Genomic DNA, 19,512 nt, shown 5'->3' on the forward strand with positions numbered 1-19,512 from the left:
CCATTTCATGACATAAGACGTATGATGAGATCTCGGTCGTGTGTGGCGGACGAAGGAGTGAGGCTGCAATGAAGATCACCGGGTATCGCACCCTGGCTGCGCAGCAGCACTGGCGCCGCGCCATCGGCGACGTCAACGGGCACATCGTCGAGGCCGTGACCGAGGTGCCGATCGTCATCCTCGAGACGGATGCCGGCATCGAGGGCGTCGGCGTCGGCTCGCACGCCGACCTCGCCCGGCTCTTCCCCGCGATCGAGGGCGAGGACCCGCGCAGCGTCGCGGCGCTCTTCGACCGGATGCTCGCCCAGGTGTTCAAGTCGGGGCACGCGGGCGCCACCTACGGCGGCATCGCGACGCTCGACGCCGCGATCTGGGACCTCAAGGCGAAGGCCGCCGGCGAGCCGCTCTGGCGGATGCTCGGAGGCCGCGACCGGTTCGTCCCGGGCTACGCATCAGGACTCGACATCGCGCTCGGCGACGACGAGCTCACCGCGTTCTACGCGGAGTTCGCCGACCGAGGCTTCGTCGCGGGAAAGCTCAAGGGCGGCCTCGACTTCGACGCCGACCGGCGTCGGCTCGGGATCCTCGCCGACGCCCTGTCGGCGAACACCTCGCGCCCGGGCCTCATGCTCGATGCGAACGAGTCCTGGCAGGTCAAGCAGGCCGTGCGCTACGTCAGCGCCCTCGAGGAGCACGTCGACCTGCTCTGGGTCGAGGAGCCCCTGCGCAGGTGGGACGCCGTCGGCCACGCTCGGCTGAGTTCGGCCATCCGTGCGGCGGTCGCGACCGGCGAGAACCTCACGGGCGTCGACCAGTTCCGGCCGCTGTTCGAGGCCGGTGCGCCCGACGTCGTGCAGGCGGGTGCGATCTGGGGCGTGTCGCACATGCACCGCCTCTCGTTCGCCGCGGCCGCACGCGACCTGCCCGTCAGCATCGTCGGCTACAACGCCAACCCCGCGGTCGCACACGTCATGCCCGCGGTGCCCAACCACCTGACCACCGAGATCCAGGCGCTGGAGTTCGCCGACGGGATGCTCGTCGACCACGAGTACGCCGACGGGGGCATCGTGCTGAGCGACGAGCCAGGCAGCGGCATCCGCATCGACGAGGCCGCGATCGCGGTCGCGCGACGCGGCAACGGCTGGGCCGACCCGGCCGGGCCGCACATGCGGCCCATCCGGGCGGGCCTGCGCGTCGTGCTCGACGGGGTCGAGCGATGAGCGCCGTCGACGCGGCCGGCACGGGCGCCGCGATCCACGGCGAGATCCGTCCCGGCCTGCACCGCGTCCAGGCGCCGCTCGGCGACCGGTTCGTCGCGCTCTACGTGCTCGTCGGCGACGATTCGGCGCTCCTCGTCGACACGGGCATCCGCGAGTCGATCACCGAGACGCTGCTGCCCTACCTCGACGCCGCGGGCATCCCGCGCGAGCGGCTGCGCTGGGCCGTGAACACGCACTGCGACTTCGACCACACGGGCGGCAACGGCGCCCTGAAGGCCGCGATCCCGACCGTCTCGATCGTCGCGCACGAACTCGACGCCGAGCTCACCGAGGACGTGCAGCGCCTCATCGACGTGCGCTACGGCGAGTTCCGCGACACCGACGGCTTCGACGACCCGCCCGAGACGACCGCGTACCTGCGGAGCGTCTCCGACCTGGTGCCCGTCGACGTGCGCGTCACGGGCGGCGAGGAGTTCGACCTCGGCGGGCGCACGGTGCGCGTGCTGCACGTGCCGGGGCACAGCCCGGGCCACGTCGCCGTGTACGACGAGGCGAACCGCGCCCTGCTCATCGGCGACGCGACCCTCGGAGCTACCGTGCCGTTCGCGGACGGATCGCCCGCGTTCCCGCCCACGTACCGCGACACCGACCCGTACGTCGCGAGCCTCACCGCGTTCCGCGACCTCGACGCCGACCTGCTGCTCACCGCGCACTACCCGGTGTACGAGGGTGCGGGCGTCGGCGCCTTCCTCGACGAGAGCGAGGCGTACACCGAGCGGGTCGACGCGGTGCTCCTCGCCGTGCTCGGCGCGGCCGACGGCCCCCGCACGACGCTCGAGCTCGTGCGCGACGCGGGCTCCGAGCTCGGCCCCTGGGGTGCCGACGCGCTCGACTACGCGGTCTTCCCGGTCACCGGCAACCTCGAGCGGCTCGCCGCGCGCGGCGTCGTCGCCGAGCAGACGGATGCCGCGGGCCGCCGCCGCTGGAGCCTCGCATGAGCGCCCGGGTGCGTCTCGGCGCCGTCGGCGCCGGCTGGTGGGCGACGAGCAACCACTTCCCGATCTTCGCCGCGCGCGAGGACGTCGAGCTCGTCGGCGTCTGCGGCATCGGCCCCGAGCTCGGCGCCGTGCGCGACCAGTTCGGCTTCGGCATGGCCACGACCGACTACGACGAGCTGCTCGACCAGGGGCTCGACGCGGTCGTCGTCGCGACGCCGCACGACCTGCACCACCCGCAGGCGGTCGCCGCGATCGAGCGCGGCCTGCACGTGCTCGTCGAGAAGCCCGTCACGCTCGACGCGGCGCAGGGCTGGGACCTCGCGGCCAGGGTGCGCGAGCACGGCGTGCACTTCCTCGCGCCCTACGGCTGGAACTACAAGCCGTTCGTCGTTGAGGCCAAGCGCCTCGTCGACGCCGGGCACCTCGGCGAGATCCAGCACGTGCTCTGCCACATGGCCTCGCCGACGCGCGGCCTCTTCGCGGGCGACACGAACCACATCCGTTCGCTCTGGGACTCCGAGACCAGCGGCCCCGACCCCCGCACGTGGCAGTCGCCCGCGCGCGGCGGCGGCTACGCGCACGGGCAGATCACCCACTCGAGCGCCCTGCTGTTCTGGCTGAGCGGCCTGCGCGCGGCATCCGTCATGGGGAAGGTCTCGAACGGCGGTGCGGCGGTCGACCTCTTCGACGCGGCCGTGATCACCTTCGACGGCGGTGCGCTCGGGTCGCTCTCGGGCGCGGCGACGCTGCCCGACGGCGACCCGTACCAGGTCGACATCCGCATCTTCGGCTCCGAGGGCGTGCTCATGCTCGACACCGAGCGCGAGCGTGCGTGGGTGCACCGCTACGACGGCGCCCGCTACGAGATCGAGGTCGAGCCGGGTGCCGGCGCCTACGAGTGCATCGTGCCGCCCAACCGGTTCATCGACCTCATCACCGGGGCGAGCACCGAGAACAACTCCGACGTCGAGGTGGCGGCCCGCTCGGTGGAACTGATCGACGCCATGCTGCGCAGCGCCGCTGCGGGAGGGACCGAAGTGAACGTGCACGACCTGGAGCAGGCAGCATGACCGGGCACGATGCGGGCGCGCGGGGCGTGCTCGACGGCTACCGCGTGCTCGACTGCTCGATCGCCATGGCCGGGCCGTTCGCGGCGCAGCGCCTCGGCGACCTCGGCGCCGACGTCATCAAGGTCGAGCCGACCACGGGCGAGTGGCAGCGCCACGCGGCCGCGGGCGGCGCGGCGGGCAACGAGATCAACGTGTCCTTCCTCTCGCTCAACCGCAACAAGCGCTCGGTCGCGCTCGACCTCAAGTCCGACGAGGGCAAGGCGGCGCTCCGCGAGCTCGTCGCCGGGGCAGACGTGTTCCTGCAGAACTACCGCCCGGGCGTCGCCGCACGTCTCGGCGTCGACTACGCGTCGCTCCGCGAGATCAACCCGTCGATCGTCTACGTGTCGATCTCGGGCTACGGCGAGGACGGCCCCTACCGCGACCGTCCCGGGCAGGACCTGCTGCTGCAGGCCATGTCGGGCGCCATGTACTCGGCCGGGCGCGACGGCGACGAGCCCTCGCCCGCCGGCCAGTACCTCGCCGACGCGATCACCGCGTCGACCGCCTTCGAGGGCGTGCTCGCCGCGCTGCTGCACCGCGAGCGCACGGGCGAGGGCCAGCTCGTGACGGTCAACATGCTCGACGCGCTCACGACGCTCCAGATGCAGGAGCTCTCGGTGTTCACGGTCGGCCGCAAGGCCCAGCAGCGGTCGGCCGAGCCGCACGCGCACGTGTACATCCGCGCGCCGTACGGCGTGTTCGAGACGAGCGACGGCTACGTCGCCCTCGCGTTCGCCGACCTGCACGAGCTCGGCCGCCTCATCGAGGAGCCCGCGTTCGAGGGCTGGTCGAGCGAGGTCGAGGGATGGACCCGCCGCGACGAGATCCACGCGAAGACCGCCGCCAGGCTGCGCGGGAACACGGCCGCGCACTGGATCGAGGTGCTCGGCGGCGCCGGCATGTGGATCGGCCCCGTGAACGACTACGCCGGCCTCGTGGACGACCCGCAGGTCGTGCACAACGGCACGTTCGTCGAGTACGAGCATCCGACCGAGGGCCTCGTGAAGACCCCGGGCTTCCCGTACCGCTTCTCGGCGACCCCGCCGCGCATCGACCGAGGTGCGCCGCGCGTCGGCGAGCACACGCGCGAGGTGCTGCGCGAGGCCGGGTTCGACGAGGCTGCGATCGACGCGCTGCTCGCCTCGGGCGCGGCGCGGGCGACGGAGGCGGCGCCTGCCGCGCTCGAGCCCGCACCGGTCGCCGCGAGCGCCTGATGGCCCGGTACGTCGGCCTCACGTGGGATCACCCGCGTGGGCGGCTCGCGCTCGAGCGCGCGGCCGAGCAGGCGACGGATGCCGCGGGCGAACGCCTCATCGAGTGGCACGTGCACTCGCTCGAGGGCTTCGAGTCGAGCCCGATCGAGGAGCTCGCCGAGCGCTACGACGTGATCGTGCTCGACCATCCGCACCTCGGCGACGCCCTCGCGGGCGACGCGATCCGGCCGCTCGACGAGGTGTTCGAGGCATCCTTCCTCGACGAGGTGCGCGCCGGCGCGGTCGGCCCGAGCACGGCGTCGTACACGCTCGACGGCCGCTTCTGGGCGCTCCCGCTCGACGCGGCGACGCAGGTCGCCGTGCGCGTGCCCGAGCTCGTGCCCGACGCGCCGACCACGTGGGGCGAGGTCCGCGAGCTCGCCGCGACCGCGCCCGTCGCGCTGAGCCTCGCCGGGCCGCACGCGTTCCTCTCGTTCGCGTCGACCTGCGTCGCGCTCGGCGCGGAGGCCGGCATCGTCCCCGCGACCGAGCCCGGCGCCGGGCTCGTCGACCGCGCCGTCGGCGCCGAGGCGTTCGCGCTCATGGCCGAGCTCGCGGCCCGCATGCCCGAGGGCGCCGCCGACCTCAACCCGATCGGCCTGCTCGAGCGCATGCGTCGCGACCGCGACATCGCGTACATCCCGCTCGTCTACGGGTACGTGAACTACGCCTCCGGCCCGGGTGCGCTGCGCTTCGACGATGCGCCCGCGGCGACAGCGGGCGGCCGCCGCGGCTCGACCATCGGCGGCACGGGCATCGCGATCACCACACGCTGCCGCCCCGATGCCGACCTCGTCGCCCACCTCGCGGGCCTGCTCGACCCCGAGGTGCAGCGCACGTTCATCCCCGGGCACGCCGGCCAGCCCGGCCTGCGCAGCGCCTGGATCGACGACGCGGTCAACGCGGCATCCGGCGCCTTCTACCGCGCCACGCTCGAGACGATCGACGACGCCTGGGTGCGTCCGCGCGTGCCGCGATACATCCGCTTCCAGTCCGAGGCATCCGCGATCCTCCGTGACGCGCTGCTCGCGCCGGGCGCCGCGCGCGCCGACGCGGCGCTCGACGACCTCGACCGGGCGTTCGACGCCCTCGCCCGCGAAAGGAGCGTGCTCTGATGCAGCCCGCCAGCCCGAACATCCGCCTCGAGGTCGACGGCCACGTCGCGATCATCACGATCGACCGGCCCGAGAAGCTCAACTCGGTCACGCCCGAGATGTCGTACGCGCTCGTCGACGCGATCGAGTGGGCGGATGCCGCAGCCGAGGTCCGCGCGATCGTGCTCACGGGCGCGGGGGAGCGCGCGTTCTGCGCGGGCTCCGACATCCGCACGCTCGACACGTACGAGACGCCGTGGGAGTTCCGCAACCGCACCGACTACTGCGACGCGATCCGCGCCGCCCGCAAACCCGTGATCGCCGCGATCAACGGGTACGCGTTCGGCGGCGGCCTCGAGACCTCGCTCATCTGCGACATCCGCCTCGCCTCGACGACCGCGAGCTTCGCGGCGCCCGAGATCAAGCTCGGCTGGATCGGCGGCGGCGGCATGTCGACGTTCCTCGCGCACTCGATCGGCCCGTCGAACGCGGCCGTCATGCTCATGACGGGCGACCCGATCGACGCCGAGACGGCCCTGCGCTGGGGCCTCGTGAGCGAGCTCGTCGAGCCCGGGCGCCTGCTCGAGCGCGCGGTCGAGCTCGCCCGCGTCATCGCCTCGCGCCCGCCCATCGCGGCCGAGACGGCCAAGGCGAACCTGCGCGCCGCGTTCAACATGACGCAGGACGAGGCCATGCGCTACGAGCGCGACCTGCAGACCGTGACCTTCGCCACCGAGGACGCGCACGAGGGCCGGGCGGCCTTCGCCGAGAAGCGCGCGGGCGTCTTCCACCGGCGCTGACACGCACCAGACCGAACCGGACCGACGAGACAGGATCCACCGGAACCATGACGAGCACCACCACGACCTGGCCCGACGCCCGCGGCATCCTGCCCGACGACGCCGGCCGCGCGACCCTCGTCGGCCGCGCCTGGACGCCGGCCGGCCCGAGCGTGGTCGTACTGCGGCCCGAGGGCGTCGTCGACGTCTCGCGGGCGTTCCCCACGATGCGCGCGCTCACCGAGCACGCCGACCCGATCGCGGCCCTCGCCGCCGCCGACGGTCCCGTGCTCGGCTCGCTCGACGACCTCGTCGCCAACACCCCGCCCGAGACGCGCGACCCGGCGCGCCCGTGGCTGCTCTCGCCGATCGACCTCCACGTCGTGAAGGCGGCCGGAGTGACGTTCCCGGTGTCGATGCTGGAGCGCGTCATCGAGGAGCGCGCGCGCGGCGACCAGGACGCGGCCGCTTCGATCCGCGCCGAGATCCTCGCCACCATCGGCGGATCGCTCGACGCGCTGAAGCCCGGCTCCGACGAGGCCGCCGCGCTCAAGGCACTGCTCATCGAACGCGGCTGGTGGAGCCAGTACCTCGAGGTCGGCATCGGCCCCGACGCCGAGGTCTTCACCAAGGCGCCCGTGCTCGCGACCGTCGGCGCGCTCGTCGACGTCGGAGTGCACCCCGCTTCGCAGTGGAACAACCCCGAGCCCGAGGTCGTGCTCGTCGTGAGCTCGGCCGGTCGCATCGTGGGCGCGAGCCTCGGCAACGACGTGAACCTGCGCGACGTCGAGGGCCGGAGCGCCCTGCTGCTCGGCAAGGCGAAGGACAACAACGCATCGGCCTCGCTCGGCCCGTTCATCCGCCTGTTCGACGACGGCTACGGCATCGCCGACCTGCGCGCATCGGTCGTGCGCCTCTCGATCGACGGCGAGGAGGGCTACCGCCTCGACGGCACGAGCGAGCTCGCGCGCATCAGCCGCGACCCGGTCGACCTCGTCGGCCAGGTCGTCGGTGCGCACCACCAGTACCCCGATGGCTTCGTGCTCTACCTCGGCACGATGTTCGCCCCGGTCGAGGACCGCGACGTGCCCGGCCGCGGGTTCACGCACCGCGACGGCGACCTCGTCCGAATCGCCGAACCGCGCCTCGGTACGCTCGTGAACCGGGTGCGCTCGACCTCCGACGCCGAACCGTGGACCTTCGGCATCGACGCCCTCTGCCGATCCCTGTCCGCGCGCGGCCTGCTCTGAACCGGCGCCCGCCGCCCCGCACGATCCCGACCCGGAGAAGACCATGCTCAGCAGCACGAACCCCCGCACCGGCGAGAGCCGCCCGACCGGCATCGCCGCCTGCACGCCCGATGAGGCCGATCGCGTGATCCGGGCGGCGGATGCGGCGTTCGAGGACGCCTCAGCCGAGGACCGGCTCTGGCGTGCCGGCCTGCTCGACGCGCTCGCCGACGCGCTCGACGCGAACCGCGACGAACTCGCCGCGATCGCCGACCGCGAGACCGGGCTCGGCCTGCCGCGGCTCACGGGCGAGGTGGGCCGCTCGAGCTTCCAGTTCCGGCTGTTCGCGGACGCCGTCCGCGAAGGCTCCCACCTCGAGGCGACCATCGACCGGGCCGCGACGACGCCGCTCGGCCCGCAGCCCGAGATCCGACGGATGCTCGTGCCCATCGGCACCGTCGCGGTGTTCGGTTCGAGCAACTTCCCGTTCGCGTTCTCGGTCGCCGGCGGCGACACCGCGTCGGCGCTCGCCGCGGGCAACGCGGTCGTGCTGAAGGCGCACTCATCGCACCTCGAGACCTCGCGCGCGTCGCACGCGGTGCTGCGCGACGCGGCCGCCGCGTACGGCGCCCCCGACGGGCTCATCGGCATCGTGTACGGCACCGAGGCCGGACGGGTGCTCGTGTCGCACCCGCTCGTGCAGGCGGTCGGGTTCACGGGATCGCTCGGTGGCGGCCGTGCGCTCATGGACCTCATCGACGAGCGCCCCCGGCCGATCCCCTTCTACGGCGAGCTGTCGAGCCTGAACCCGCTGATCATCACGCCGGCTGCGGCCGTGGCCAGGGGCGAGGCGATCGCCGACGGGCTGTACGGCTCGTTCACGCTCGGCAGCGGCCAGTTCTGCACGAAGCCGGGCGTGGCGTTCGTGCCCGTCGGCGAGGCGGGCGACGCGCTCGTCGCGCGGATCGCGGCGAAGGCGGCGGATGCCGCGTCGGCCGTGCTCCTCAACGAACGCATCGCCGCCTCGTTCGACGAGATCCGCGACCGGGTGACCGCCGGCGGCACGGTCGACGTGCTCGCGCAGGGCGTCGTCGAGCCGGGTGCGGGCTTCACCGCAGCGCCGACGGTGCTCGCCACGACCGCGGCGGAGCTGACCGCCGAGGCGACCGAGGAGGTCTTCGGGCCGCTCATCGTCATCGTGCGCTACCGCGAGGACGCCGAGATCGTGCGCGCGCTCGACGCCGTGCCCGACTCGTTGACGGCGACCGTGCACAGCGAGGCATCCGACGCGGGCGCGGTCGCAGCGCTCGTGCGCGAGCTCGCTCCGCGCGTCGGGCGGCTCGTCTTCGACGGGTACCCGACGGGCGTTCGCGTCTCGTGGGGCCAGCACCACGGCGGTCCGTGGCCGTCGACGAACTCGCAGCACACGTCGGTCGGCGTGAGCGCCATCCGACGGTTCCTCCGGCCGCTCGCCTGGCAGGATGCGCCGGAGGCGCTGCTGCCCGCGGAACTGCGCGACGGGTACGAGGGGATCCCGCGACGGGTCGACGGGGTGCTCCAGCTGGGCTGACGCGGCGGCCGCGCGGCCGCGTCGCCCCGGCTCGGCCGCGACTCAGCGCCGGACCGGGTCCTGGCCGTCGTGCTCGCGCTCGAGGTCGCGCCGGGTGGGGAAGCCCTCCCAGTCGCCCGGGTGCGCGCACGCGGCAGCGCCCGTGCGGACGGCGAGGTCGAGTCGCGCCCCGACCGGCTCGCCCGCGAGCCTGGCCGCGAGGTAGCCGGCGACGAACGCGTCGCCGGCGCCCACGGTGTCGACCACGTCGACCGGGACCGCCGGTCGACGCTCGAGGCGTCCTTCGAGGACGGCGAGTGCGCCGTCGGCGCCGAGCTTGACGACGACCTCGGCCGGGCCGAGGTCCGCGAGCGCGCGAGCGAGGGCTTCGGGGTCGGACTCGGGCAGGCCCGTGACGAGTGCGGCCTCGTCGACGCCGGCGAAGACGAGGTCGGCCCGGGCCGCGATCGAGCGGTAGCAGGCGGATGCCGCCGCGGCGTCCGGCCACAGGGAGCTCCGGTGGTTCACGTCGAAGGAGACCGGAACCCCCGCGACGCGCGCGAGGTCCACGACGGCGTCGATCGCCCGGTGCGCCGAGTCGGAGAGCGCGGGGGTGATGCCGGTCACGTGCACGAGGTCGTGCGCGGCGACGTCGACGAGGCGGAGGTCGTCGGGCGAGAGCCGGCTCCCGGCGCTCCCGGAGCGGTGGTAGGTGACGACCGTGCGCCCCTGCGCGGGGGACTCCTTGATGAGCAGTCCCGTCGCGGCGGTGTCGACCGGAGCCAGGACGCGCACGCCCTCGGCGAGGAGTTCGCGCACGACGCGGGTGCCCAGGCCGTCGTCGCCGACCCGGCCGAGCCAGGTCACGGGGGTTCCGAGCCTCGCGAGGCCGACCGCGACGTTGCCCTCGGCGCCGCCCGTGCCGACCGCGAGGTCGGGTTCGTGGGCGAGCGAACCGATGCCGCGCGTGCGCAGCACGCCGAGCCCCTCGCCGAGCGTGAGCACGCCCGCGGGCCGCGCCTCGGCCCCCGTCATGGCGTCACCGCGTTCGCACCGGAGGGACCGACCGCATCGACCGCGGCGCGGCTCAGCCTCGCGATCGCGGCGAAGTCGCGGGCCGCGATGAGCTCGCGCGTGACCATCCAGCTGCCGCTCACCGCGAACACGTGCTTCGAGGCGAGGTAGTCGGCCGCGTTGGTCTCGGTGACGCCGCCGCTCGGCAGGAACCGCACCCCGGGGAACGGGCCGGCGAGGGCCGTGATCATGCCCAGGCCGCCGAGCTGCCCCGCGGGGAACAGCTTCAGGCGGTCGAGGCCGAGCCGGACGGCGCGCTGCACCTCGGTCGCGGTCGCGACCCCGGGGACCACGTCGACGCCGTGGGTGCGGGCCCGATCGACCACGTCCTCGGCGAGGCCCGGGCTCACGACGAACCGGGCGCCGGCGTCGACGACGCGGTCGACGTCGTCCGGGGTGAGGACGGTGCCCGCGCCGACCGCGAACCCGTCGAGGTCGCGCAGCGCCGCGATCGCGTCGATGCCCGCGGGCGTGCGCAGCGTGATCTCGGCGCAGCCGATGCCTCCGGCGAGGAGCGCCTCCGCGACCGGCTCGGCCAGTCCCGCGTCGTCGATCACGACCACGGGCACGAATCGCCGACCGTCGAGGCTCATCGGCCGAGCCATCCGCCGTCGACCGGAAGCACGACGCCCGAGACGTACGCGGCGGCGGGCGAGGCGAGGAACACCGTGGCACCCGCGAGGTCTTCGGCCCGTCCCCACCGCCCTGCGGGGATGCGCTCGAGGATCGACCGCGAGCGGTCGGCGTCCTCGCGGAGCGCCCGCGTGTTGTCGGTCGCGATGTAGCCCGGCGCGATCGCGTTGACGGTCACGCCCTTCTCGGTCCACTCGTTCGCGAGCGCCTTGACCAGGCCCGCGACCCCCGACTTGGCGGCGGCGTAGCCGGGCACGTTGATCCCGCCCTGGAAGCTGAGCAGGCTCGCGGTGAAGATGACGCGGCCGTCGCCGCGTTCGAGCATGCCGCGGGCGATCTCCTGCGTGAGCACGAACTGGCTCGAGAGGTTGACCGCGATCACGCGGTCCCAGAGCTCGAGCGGATGCTCGGCCGCGGGCGAGCGCTCGATCGTGCCGGCGTTGTTCACGAGGATGTCGATGCGCCGCTCGCGCAGCGCTCCGCCGAGCGCGAGCACGGCGTCGCGGTCGGCGAAGTCGACGGCGTGCGCCTCGAAGCTGCGGCCGTGCGCCTCGACGGCGCGGGCGATCCGGCTCCCGGTCGGTTCGAGGCTCGAACTCACGCCGATGATGTCGGCGCCTGCGGCGGCGAGCGCCTCGGCCATGGCGAAGCCGATGCCCCGCTTGGCTCCCGTGACGAGGGCCGTGGTCCCCGTGAGGTCGAAGCTCGTGGTCATGCGTCGGTCTCCTGTCCGGCCCGGACGTCGACGAGCACCTTCATGGCCCGTCCGCCCTCGAGATCGTCGAAGGCCGCGCGCGTCTCGGCGAGCGGCACGATCTTCGAGATCAGGCTAGCGCTCGGGATCGTGCCGTCGGCGATGAGCTCGACCGCCGTCTCGAAGTCGGCGCGCTGGTAGACGCGTGCGCCGAGGATCCGAAGTTCGCGCCAGAACACGCGCTGCAGGTCGATCTCGCGCGGCTTCGGGTGGATGGCGACGACCACGACCGTGCCGCGCACCTTGGCCAGCGAGGTCGCGCCGAGCACCGCCGCAGCGGCGCCCGAGACCTCGAAGACGGCGTCGGCGCCCGCACCGCCGGTCCACGCCTCGACCCATGCGACCTGGTCGGTCTCGCGCGGGTCGATCGTCGTGAAGCCGAGCCCTGCGATGAGCCCCCGGCGGTTCGCGTCGAGCTCGATGACGGCGACCTCGGCGCCGAAGGACCGGGCGACGGTCGCGATGAGCACGCCGATGGGTCCGCCGCCGATGACCACGGCGCGCTCGCCGGGCGCGAGCTCTGCGCGTCGCACGTCGTGCACGGCCACGGCGACGGGCTCGACGAGTGCGGCCGCGTCGAGCGCGATGCCGTCCGGGAGCGCGACGAGGACGTCAGCGGGGACGTTCCAGTACGCCTGGAGCGCGCCGGGGGAGTCGATGCCGATGAAGTCGAGGTTCTGGCAGATGTGCTCGTTGCCGGCCCTGCACGCCGGGCAGGTGCCGTCCCAGGCGAGCGGCATGACGGTCACCGCGTCGCCGGCGGACCACGCGTCGACGCCGTCGCCGACGGCGGCGATCGTGCCGCTCATCTCGTGGCCGAAGACGAGGGGGGTCTCGACGCGCGCGTCCATGCTGCCGTGGAGGATGTGCAGGTCGGTTCCGCAGAGGCCGACGTAGGCGACGCGGATCTGCACCTGCCCGGGTGCGGGCGGTGTCGGATGGGCCTCGATGAGGGTGATGGTCGATTCACCCGTGTAGGCGGCGGTCAGCATGGGTCCTCCAGCGATGTCGTGGGAACGACGCCGGATTGGGGAGACCTATTGCGCCGCAATGTCCTCGATTCTCGCACGAGAATGGCGCGCGAGGCGAAAGTCATCTAACCTTTACTCCGTACTGCTCGCCCATGGAGGTCCCCGATGAAGCGTCACCCCCTGCGACCCGGGGTCGACCCGACCGAACTCGGCTTCGGTGCCGCCCAGCTCGGCAACCTCGCCCGCGAGACGACCGACGCCGAGGCTCGCGCGGCCGTCGACGCGGCATGGGACGCCGGCATCCGCTACTTCGACACGGCCCCCCACTACGGGCTCGGGCTCAGCGAACGCCGCCTCGGCGAGGCGCTGCGCGAGCGTCCCCGCGACGAGTACGTGCTCTCGACGAAGGTCGGGCGACTCCTCGTGCCCAGCGGATACCCCGAGGGCGCCATGGACGACCAGGGCTTCGCGGTGCCGGCGACGCTGCGTCGCGAGTGGGACCTCAGCCGCGACGGCATCCGCCGCTCGATCGACGCGAGCCTCGAGCGCCTCGGGCTCGACCGGATCGACATCGCCTACCTGCACGACCCCGACGACCACGGCGAGCAGGCGCACGCCGAGGCCGTCCCGGCGCTCATCGAACTGCGCGAGGAGGGCGTCGTCGGTGCGGTCGGGGCCGGGATGAACCAGTCCGCGATGCCCGCCGAGTTCGTCCGCCGCCACGACGTCGACGTCATCATGCTCGCCGGCCGGTACACGCTCCTCGAACAGGGCGCGCTCGACGACCTGCTCCCCGCCGCGCTCGAGCGCGGCGTCGGCATCGTCGCGGCCGCGGTCTACAACTCCGGCCTGCTCTCCAGGCCGCGGCCGGCAGCGGATGCCACCTACGACTACGCACCCGCGCCTGCGGCGATCCTCGAGCGCGTCGACGCGCTCGCCGATGTGTGCGACGAGTTCGGCATCGCCCTGCCCGAGGCCGCGCTCGCCCACCCCCTGCGGCACCCCGCCGTCGTGTCGGTCGTCGTCGGGATGCGAACGCCCGAGCAGGTGCACGGAACCGCCGCGCGGTTCGAGGCGCAGATCCCCGACGCCTTCTGGGAGGCGCTCACGCGACGGGGGCTCCTGCGCGATGCGTGAGGACTCAGCCCTCGTCGGGGGCCTCGGCGGGCAGCTCGTCGACGCGACTCGCGGTGAACTCCTCGACGCCGAGCACGTGGACGCTCATGCGGATGCGGGCCCGGTCGGGATCGCCAGCTTCGAGCGCCTCGAGGATCGCACGGTGCTCGCGCTGCGTGTCGTGCACGGCTCCGCCCTGATGGATGGCGCGCCACAGCCGCGCACGCGCCGTTCGGCTCACGAGCGCCTCGATGATCGCCGCGAAGGCCGGGTTGCCGCTCGCCGTCGCGATCAGCCGATGGAACTCGGTGTCGACGTCGATGGTCGCCTCGAGGTCGATCTGGCCGTCGACCTCCAGGATCGCCTCGCCGCGGTCGAGGATGCCGCGCGCCCGCGCGAGCTCGTCCTCGGTGATCCGCAGCGCCGCGTGCGCCGCGGCCTCGGGTTCGAGCACGCGCCGCACGCCGAGCAGGTGCACGCTGTTCTCGGGACTCTGCAGTTCGGCGAGCATCCCGAGGGGCTCGAGCAACTGGCCGGGTTCGAGCGAGGTCACGTACGTGCCGTCGCCCTGCCTGGTCTCCAGCACGCCGAGGACCACGAGCGCCCGGACGCCCTCGCGGAGCGGGCCCCGCGAGACGCCGAGCCGCGCGCCGAGTTCGCGTTCGACCGGCAGGCGCGAGCCCGCCATGAGTTCACCGCTCGTGATCATCTCGCGGATGCCGTCGATCACGACGTTCGAGCGGGAGCGGATCGGAGCGCCGTCGGGCGCGGGCGTGCTGGCCATGGGCACAGCATAGACGAGCAGGCCGTAATCATCAGATCTTTCGACTTGGATACCGAGGAGGCCGCATGAGCGGGATCATCGACGCGCACCAGCACGTCTGGAGCCTCGAGCGCGCGGAGTACCGCTGGCTGACGCCCGAGGCCGGCGTGCTCTACCGCGACTTCGAGATGGCGGAGGTCCTGCCGTCGTTCGCGCGGGCGGGCGTGACCGGCACCGTGCTCGTCCAGTCCGCCGACAACGACGACGACACCGAGCACATGTTCGCCGTCGCCGAGACCGAGCCGCGCGTGCTCGGGGTGGTCGGCTACGTCCCGCTGCACGAACCCGAGCGGGCGGCATCCCGCCTCGAGGAACTCCGCGGCAGGGTGCGCTTCTGCGGCATCCGCAACCTCATCCACGACCGACCCGACCCGGGCTGGCTCCGGCGCGACGACGTCGACGAGGGGCTCGGCATCCTCGAGGCCGCCGGCGTGCCGTTCGACGTCGTCGGCGTGCTGCCCGAGCACCTCGAAGCCGTGCTCGAGGTCTCGGACCGGCATCCCGACCTCGACCTCGTGCTCGACCACCTCAACAAGCCGCCGATCGGCGCCGGCGACCACGAGCCGTGGGCCTCGCTCATCGCGAAGGTCGCCGAGAACCCGCGCGTGCACGCCAAGGTCTCGGGCCTGTACTCCGCCGTCGGCGACCCCGCCGACTGGAGCGTCGAGACCGTCCGGCCCATGTTCGACCACGCGCTCGCCGTCTTCGGGCCCGACCGCCTCATGTACGGCGGCGACTGGCCGGTCTCGCTCATCGCCGGCGGCTACGACCGGGTGTTCGACGGCATCGACGAACTCCTGTCCGGCCTCGACCCCCGCGAGCGCGGCGCGATCCTCGCGGGGACCGCTCGCCGCTTCTACTCGCTCCCCGACGCACCCCCCGAGACGGAAGGCACCACCCCATGACCGACACGTTCACCCTCGCCCGACTCGGCGCCCCGGGCCGCGAGGTCCCCGTCGTGCGCGTCGGCGACCGCGTCCTCGACGCGCGCGCCCTCACCGCCGACTACGACGCCGCGTTCTTCGCCGGCGACGGGGTCGCCCGGGTGCGCGACGCGCTCGACGCACTGCCCGCGTTCGACGGCGACGTCTCGCGCGTCGGGGCACCGATCGCACGCCCCGGCAAGATCGTCTGCATCGGCCTGAACTACCGCGACCACGCCGAGGAGACCGGTGCCGCGCTTCCCGAGGAGCCCGTCATCTTCATGAAGGACCCGTCGACGATGGTCGGGCCGAACGACGACGTGCTGATCCCGCGGAACTCGACGAAGACCGACTGGGAGGTCGAGCTCGGGGTCGTCATCGGCTCGACGGCGCGCTACCTCGACTCGCCAGACGACGCGCTCGCGTGCGTGGCCGGGTACGCCGTCTCGCACGACGTCTCCGAGCGCGAGTTCCAGCTCGAACGGGGCGGCCAGTGGGACAAGGGCAAGAGCTGCGAGACCTTCAACCCGTTCGGTCCCGATCTCGTTCCGGCCGACCAGGTCGCCGACCCGCAGCAGCTGGGCCTGCGGCTGTGGGTCAACGGCACGCTGCACCAGGACGGCAACACCTCGAACATGCTCTTCAGCGTGGCGCACGTGATCTGGTACCTCAGCCAGTTCATGGTGCTGAACCCCGGTGACGTCATCAACACCGGCACCCCGGCGGGCGTCGCGCTCGGCCTGCCCGGCACGCCCTACCTGCGCGCGGGCGACACGGTCGAACTCGAGATCGACGGACTCGGGCGTGCGGGCCAGCGGATGGTGCAGGCATGAGCGCGGGCGAGTTCGACGGGCTCGTCGCCGTCGTCACGGGCGGAGCCTCGGGCATCGGCCTCGCCGCGGCCGAGGCCCTGGCCGCACGCGGCGCACGCGTCGCGGTGCTCGACCGATCCGTCGACGGCCTGACCGAGTCGCTGGCCGGGTTCGCCGCCGACGTCGCGGACCGCGCGTCCGTCTCCGCCGCGGTCGACGCGATCGCGGAACGCTTCGGCGGGATCGACATCCTCGTCAACAACGCGGGCATCAGCGCCGTCGGCACGGTCGAGGAGAACGACGACGAGGAATGGGCCCGCGTGCTCGACGTCAACGTGATCGGCATGGCCCGCGTCACCGCCGCGGCGCTGCCGTGGCTGCGACGCTCGGAGGCGGCATCCGTCGTCAACCTCTGCTCGATCGCGGCCCTGAACGGCCTCCCGCAGCGCGCGCTCTACTCGGCGTCCAAGGGTGCCGTGCTCGCGCTCACCTACGCGATGGCGACCGACCACGTCGGCGAGGGCGTCCGCGTGAACTGCGTGAGCCCGGCGACCGTCGCGACCCCGTTCGTCGAACGCATGCTGCAGGGCTTCGCCGACCCCGTCGCCGAGCGGGCCGCGCTCGACGCGCGCCAGGCGACCGGCCGCATGGTCACTCCGGAAGAGGTCGCCGGGGCGATCGTGTACCTCGCGAGCCCGTCGTCCGGGTCGACCACGGGCACCGCGCTCGAGATCGACGGCGGCATCACCCACCTCCGCCCGCGACCGGCCGGGGCGCGCGCATGAGCGGGCGACCGCGCGTGCGGCGCCTCGCCTCGGTCATCGGCCTGCCGGCCGAGCACCGCGAGGAATACGAGCGGCTGCACGCCGACGTCTGGCCGAAGGTGCTCGAGCGGCTGACCGCGAGCAACATCCGCAACTACTCGATCTACCGTCACGGCGAGGTGCTCTTCGCCTACATGGAGTACGTCGGCGACGACCTCGAGGCCGACATGGCCGCGATCGCCGCCGACCCCGAGACGCAGCGCTGGTGGTCGGTGTGCGAGCCGCTGCAGCGGCCGTTCGCCGAACGCGCGGAGGGCGAGTGGTGGATGGAGGTCCCGGAGGTCTTTCACCTGGACTGAGCGTCACGCGACGCGCGCAGGTCGACGCGCGACGCGCGACGCCGGTGCCGGGCCGCGGTGGTCAGTCGCGGCGGACGACCCGCCGGTGCACGTCGGCCATCGCGTCGGCCGGGATCTCCTCGGTGATCCACGGGCCGGTGCCCTCGCTCGGGTCGAGGATCCCGGTCTCGAGCCACGCGTAGGCGCCGTCGAGCACGCGCGATGCGAGGCGTTCGTCCTCGGCGTCGGTGTTGTGCCAGAGGTCGTGGAGCAGCGCCTCGGTGCGGTGGCGGGACTGCTCGGCGAACACGTCCGCGAGCTGGGTGGCGGCCCGGCCGTCCTCGGGTGCGTCGGCCGCGATCATCGCGGCGCGCGCGCACGCCGCCGAAACCGCGAACAGCTCGGCGCCGACGTCGACGACGCGTGCGAGGAACCCCTGCCGGTGCTCGAGGTCGCCCTGCCAGCGGGCCATCCCGGTGAACGTCGAACGTGCGAGCTTGCGGCTCGTCCGCTCGACGTAGCGGAGGTGGCGCGCGAGCGCGCCGAACTCGTCGTACGAGGTGGGCAGGTACCCCTTGCCCGCGACGAGCTTGGGCAGCCAGCGCGCGTAGAACCCGCTCGCCGACGCTGCGGCCTTGAGCTTCGCGGTCACGTCGAGGTGCGGGTCGATGAGGTCGCCCGCCGCGGTGAGGTGCGCGTCGACGGCCTCGCGCGCGATGAGGAGCTGCATGATCTCGGTCGACCCCTCGAAGATGCGGTTGATCCGGAGGTCGCGCAGCAGCTGCTCGGCGGCGACGGCACGCTCGCCGCGGGCAGCGAGCGACGCGGCGGTCTCGAACCCGCGGCCGCCCCGGATCTGCACGAGCTCGTCGGCGATCTTCCACGCCATCTCGGACGCCCACAGCTTCGCGAGCGCGGCCTCGATGCGGATGTCCTTGCGACCCTCGTCGGCGAGTGTGCCCGACAGGTCGACGACCGCGTCGAGCGCGAACGTCGTCGCGGCGATGAACGCGACCTTGTGCGCGATCGCCGCGTGCTCGCCCACCGGGCGCCCCCACTGCACGCGCGCCGCGGACCACTCGCGCGCGATCTTCAGGCTCCACTTGGCGGCGCCCGCGCAGATCGCGGGAATGGCGAGCCTGCCCGCGTTCAGCGTGGTGAGCGCGATCTTCAGGCCCTCGCCCTCGCGCCCGATGAGGTTCTCGGCCGGGACGCGGACGCCGCGCAGCGAGGTCAGCCCGTTCTCGAGCCCACGAAGCCCCATGAACGCGTTGCGGCGGTGCACGGTGATGCCGGGGGAGTCGGCCTCGACGACGAACGCGCTGATGCCGCCGCGGTGCCCGTCGGAGGCGGGCACGCGGGCCATGACGACGAGCAGTTCGGCGACGACGCCGTTGGTCGTCCAGAGCTTGGTGCCGTCGAGCACGTACTCGGTGCCGTCCTCCGTCGGCACGGCGGTGGCTCGCAGCCGGGCCGGGTCTGAGCCGACCTCGGGTTCGGTGAGCAGGAACGCGCTGATCGCGCCCGCCGCGCACCGCGGCAGGAAGCGGCGCCGCTGCTCCTCGGTGCCGGCGAGCACGAGCGGTTCCGGCACGCCCACCGACTGGTGCGCCGAGAGCAGTGCCCCGATGCTCGCGTTGACGGTGCCGATCATCGCGAGCGCATGGTTGTACCAGTACTGCCCGAGCCCGAGCCCGCCGTACTCGACGGGGATCTTCATGCCGAACGCGCCCACCTCGGCGAGGCCCTGGAACACCTCGTCCGGAATCCGCGCGTCGCGTTCGATCGCCGTGCCGTCGACCGTGCGCAGGAACGCCTCGAGGTCGGCGATGAATCGCTCGCCGCGTTCGCGGCGCTCTGGGTCGGGGCGGGGGTGCGGGTGGATGAGCGACAGGTCGAACTGGCCGAGGTAGAGGCCCTTCGCGAAGCTGGGCCTGCGCCAGTCCTGCTCGCGGGCGGCTTCGGCGACCGCGCGGGACTGCTGTTCGTCGGGCTCGCGGCCCGGCGTTGCGGTGGACTCGCTGGACTCGCTGGACTCGGTGGTGCTCACGCGAACCTCCTCGTTGTCGC

Annotated in this window: 19 protein-coding genes; 13 read left to right on the forward strand and 6 right to left on the reverse strand. The window is 73.2% G+C overall.

What is annotated here, in order from left to right; translation table 11 throughout:
* Positions 1-68 precede the first annotated feature (68 nt).
* The 8 genes from DSM26151_RS03010 to DSM26151_RS03045 are packed head-to-tail and all read left to right on the forward strand — an operon-like array spanning position 69 to position 9,255.
* On the forward strand, positions 69-1,220 hold the full coding sequence (locus DSM26151_RS03010; protein ID WP_234660949.1) for a mandelate racemase/muconate lactonizing enzyme family protein: 1,152 nt from the start codon (positions 69-71) through the stop codon (positions 1,218-1,220).
* On the forward strand, positions 1,217-2,218 hold the full coding sequence (locus DSM26151_RS03015; protein WP_234660950.1) for an MBL fold metallo-hydrolase: 1,002 nt from the start codon (positions 1,217-1,219) through the stop codon (positions 2,216-2,218). Before DSM26151_RS03010 ends, DSM26151_RS03015 begins: the two co-directional genes overlap by 4 nt.
* Complete coding sequence (locus DSM26151_RS03020) at positions 2,215-3,288, forward strand: Gfo/Idh/MocA family protein (RefSeq protein ID WP_234660951.1); 1,074 nt, start codon at positions 2,215-2,217, stop codon at positions 3,286-3,288. The genes DSM26151_RS03015 and DSM26151_RS03020 overlap by 4 nt, the downstream gene beginning before the upstream one ends.
* Positions 3,285-4,544, forward strand: a complete 1,260-nt coding sequence (locus tag DSM26151_RS03025) for a CaiB/BaiF CoA transferase family protein (RefSeq protein ID WP_234660952.1) — start codon at positions 3,285-3,287, stop codon at positions 4,542-4,544. The genes DSM26151_RS03020 and DSM26151_RS03025 overlap by 4 nt, the downstream gene beginning before the upstream one ends.
* Entirely contained in the window at positions 4,544-5,698 is a 1,155-nt protein-coding gene (locus tag DSM26151_RS03030; RefSeq protein ID WP_234660953.1) for a type 2 periplasmic-binding domain-containing protein, read from the forward strand. Before DSM26151_RS03025 ends, DSM26151_RS03030 begins: the two co-directional genes overlap by 1 nt.
* Positions 5,698-6,477, forward strand: a complete 780-nt coding sequence (locus DSM26151_RS03035) for an enoyl-CoA hydratase/isomerase family protein (protein ID WP_234660954.1) — start codon at positions 5,698-5,700, stop codon at positions 6,475-6,477. The genes DSM26151_RS03030 and DSM26151_RS03035 overlap by 1 nt, the downstream gene beginning before the upstream one ends.
* Positions 6,478-6,524: 47 nt before the next feature.
* Positions 6,525-7,706 carry a fumarylacetoacetate hydrolase family protein gene (locus tag DSM26151_RS03040; RefSeq protein WP_234660955.1) on the forward strand — a complete coding sequence of 394 codons (1,182 nt, stop codon included), beginning with the start codon at positions 6,525-6,527 and terminating at the stop codon, positions 7,704-7,706.
* Between the two features lie 43 nt (positions 7,707-7,749).
* Complete coding sequence (locus DSM26151_RS03045; RefSeq protein WP_234660956.1) at positions 7,750-9,255, forward strand: aldehyde dehydrogenase (NADP(+)); 1,506 nt, start codon at positions 7,750-7,752, stop codon at positions 9,253-9,255.
* Positions 9,256-9,297: 42 nt separating this feature from the next.
* Here the strand turns inward: DSM26151_RS03045 and DSM26151_RS03050 are convergent, their stop codons facing one another.
* From DSM26151_RS03050 to DSM26151_RS03065, 4 genes are read right to left on the reverse strand one after another with little or no spacing between them, the layout of a single operon-like run.
* Positions 9,298-10,269 carry a sugar kinase gene (locus DSM26151_RS03050; protein WP_234660957.1) on the reverse strand — a complete coding sequence of 324 codons (972 nt, stop codon included), beginning with the start codon at positions 10,267-10,269 and terminating at the stop codon, positions 9,298-9,300.
* A complete protein-coding gene (locus tag DSM26151_RS03055; RefSeq protein WP_234660958.1) occupies positions 10,266-10,901 on the reverse strand; it encodes a bifunctional 4-hydroxy-2-oxoglutarate aldolase/2-dehydro-3-deoxy-phosphogluconate aldolase in 636 nt (211 codons plus the stop codon). Before DSM26151_RS03055 ends, DSM26151_RS03050 begins: the two co-directional genes overlap by 4 nt.
* Positions 10,898-11,656, reverse strand: coding sequence for an SDR family oxidoreductase (locus DSM26151_RS03060; protein WP_234660959.1), 759 nt, complete (start codon positions 11,654-11,656; stop codon positions 10,898-10,900). The genes DSM26151_RS03055 and DSM26151_RS03060 overlap by 4 nt, the downstream gene beginning before the upstream one ends.
* Positions 11,653-12,687, reverse strand: a complete 1,035-nt coding sequence (locus DSM26151_RS03065; RefSeq protein WP_234660960.1) for a zinc-dependent alcohol dehydrogenase — start codon at positions 12,685-12,687, stop codon at positions 11,653-11,655. The genes DSM26151_RS03060 and DSM26151_RS03065 overlap by 4 nt, the downstream gene beginning before the upstream one ends.
* Positions 12,688-12,831: 144 nt before the next feature.
* Between DSM26151_RS03065 and DSM26151_RS03070 the strand changes: the two genes are divergently transcribed.
* Positions 12,832-13,803: an aldo/keto reductase gene (locus tag DSM26151_RS03070; RefSeq protein ID WP_234660961.1), complete on the forward strand. Its 972-nt coding sequence runs from the start codon at positions 12,832-12,834 to the stop codon at positions 13,801-13,803.
* Between the two features lie 4 nt (positions 13,804-13,807).
* On the opposite strand, the gene DSM26151_RS03075 is transcribed toward DSM26151_RS03070, so the two are convergent.
* The gene (locus DSM26151_RS03075; protein ID WP_234660962.1) at positions 13,808-14,566 is read right to left on the reverse strand and encodes a FadR/GntR family transcriptional regulator; all 759 of its coding nucleotides are present in this window, start codon (positions 14,564-14,566) and stop codon (positions 13,808-13,810) included.
* A 65-nt stretch (positions 14,567-14,631) separates the two neighbouring features.
* Here DSM26151_RS03075 and DSM26151_RS03080 point away from each other — a divergent pair, with 65 nt between their 5' ends.
* Genes DSM26151_RS03080 through DSM26151_RS03095 form a run of 4 tightly spaced genes read left to right on the forward strand, consistent with a single transcriptional unit; the run spans position 14,632 to position 17,463 of the window.
* Positions 14,632-15,510: an amidohydrolase family protein gene (locus DSM26151_RS03080; RefSeq protein ID WP_234660963.1), complete on the forward strand. Its 879-nt coding sequence runs from the start codon at positions 14,632-14,634 to the stop codon at positions 15,508-15,510.
* Positions 15,507-16,361, forward strand: a complete 855-nt coding sequence (locus DSM26151_RS03085) for a fumarylacetoacetate hydrolase family protein (RefSeq protein WP_234660964.1) — start codon at positions 15,507-15,509, stop codon at positions 16,359-16,361. The genes DSM26151_RS03080 and DSM26151_RS03085 overlap by 4 nt, the downstream gene beginning before the upstream one ends.
* Positions 16,358-17,125, forward strand: coding sequence for an SDR family NAD(P)-dependent oxidoreductase (locus DSM26151_RS03090; RefSeq protein ID WP_234660965.1), 768 nt, complete (start codon positions 16,358-16,360; stop codon positions 17,123-17,125). The genes DSM26151_RS03085 and DSM26151_RS03090 overlap by 4 nt, the downstream gene beginning before the upstream one ends.
* A complete protein-coding gene (locus DSM26151_RS03095; RefSeq protein ID WP_234660966.1) occupies positions 17,122-17,463 on the forward strand; it encodes an L-rhamnose mutarotase in 342 nt (113 codons plus the stop codon). The genes DSM26151_RS03090 and DSM26151_RS03095 overlap by 4 nt, the downstream gene beginning before the upstream one ends.
* Positions 17,464-17,524: 61 nt before the next feature.
* Here DSM26151_RS03095 and DSM26151_RS03100 read toward each other — a convergent pair whose 3' ends face one another.
* On the reverse strand, positions 17,525-19,492 hold the full coding sequence (locus tag DSM26151_RS03100; protein WP_234660967.1) for an acyl-CoA dehydrogenase family protein: 1,968 nt from the start codon (positions 19,490-19,492) through the stop codon (positions 17,525-17,527).
* Positions 19,493-19,512: the final 20 nt, after the last annotated feature.

It is taken from the genome of Agromyces marinus, assembly GCF_021442325.1.
Lineage (GTDB): Bacteria > Actinomycetota > Actinomycetes > Actinomycetales > Microbacteriaceae > Agromyces > Agromyces marinus.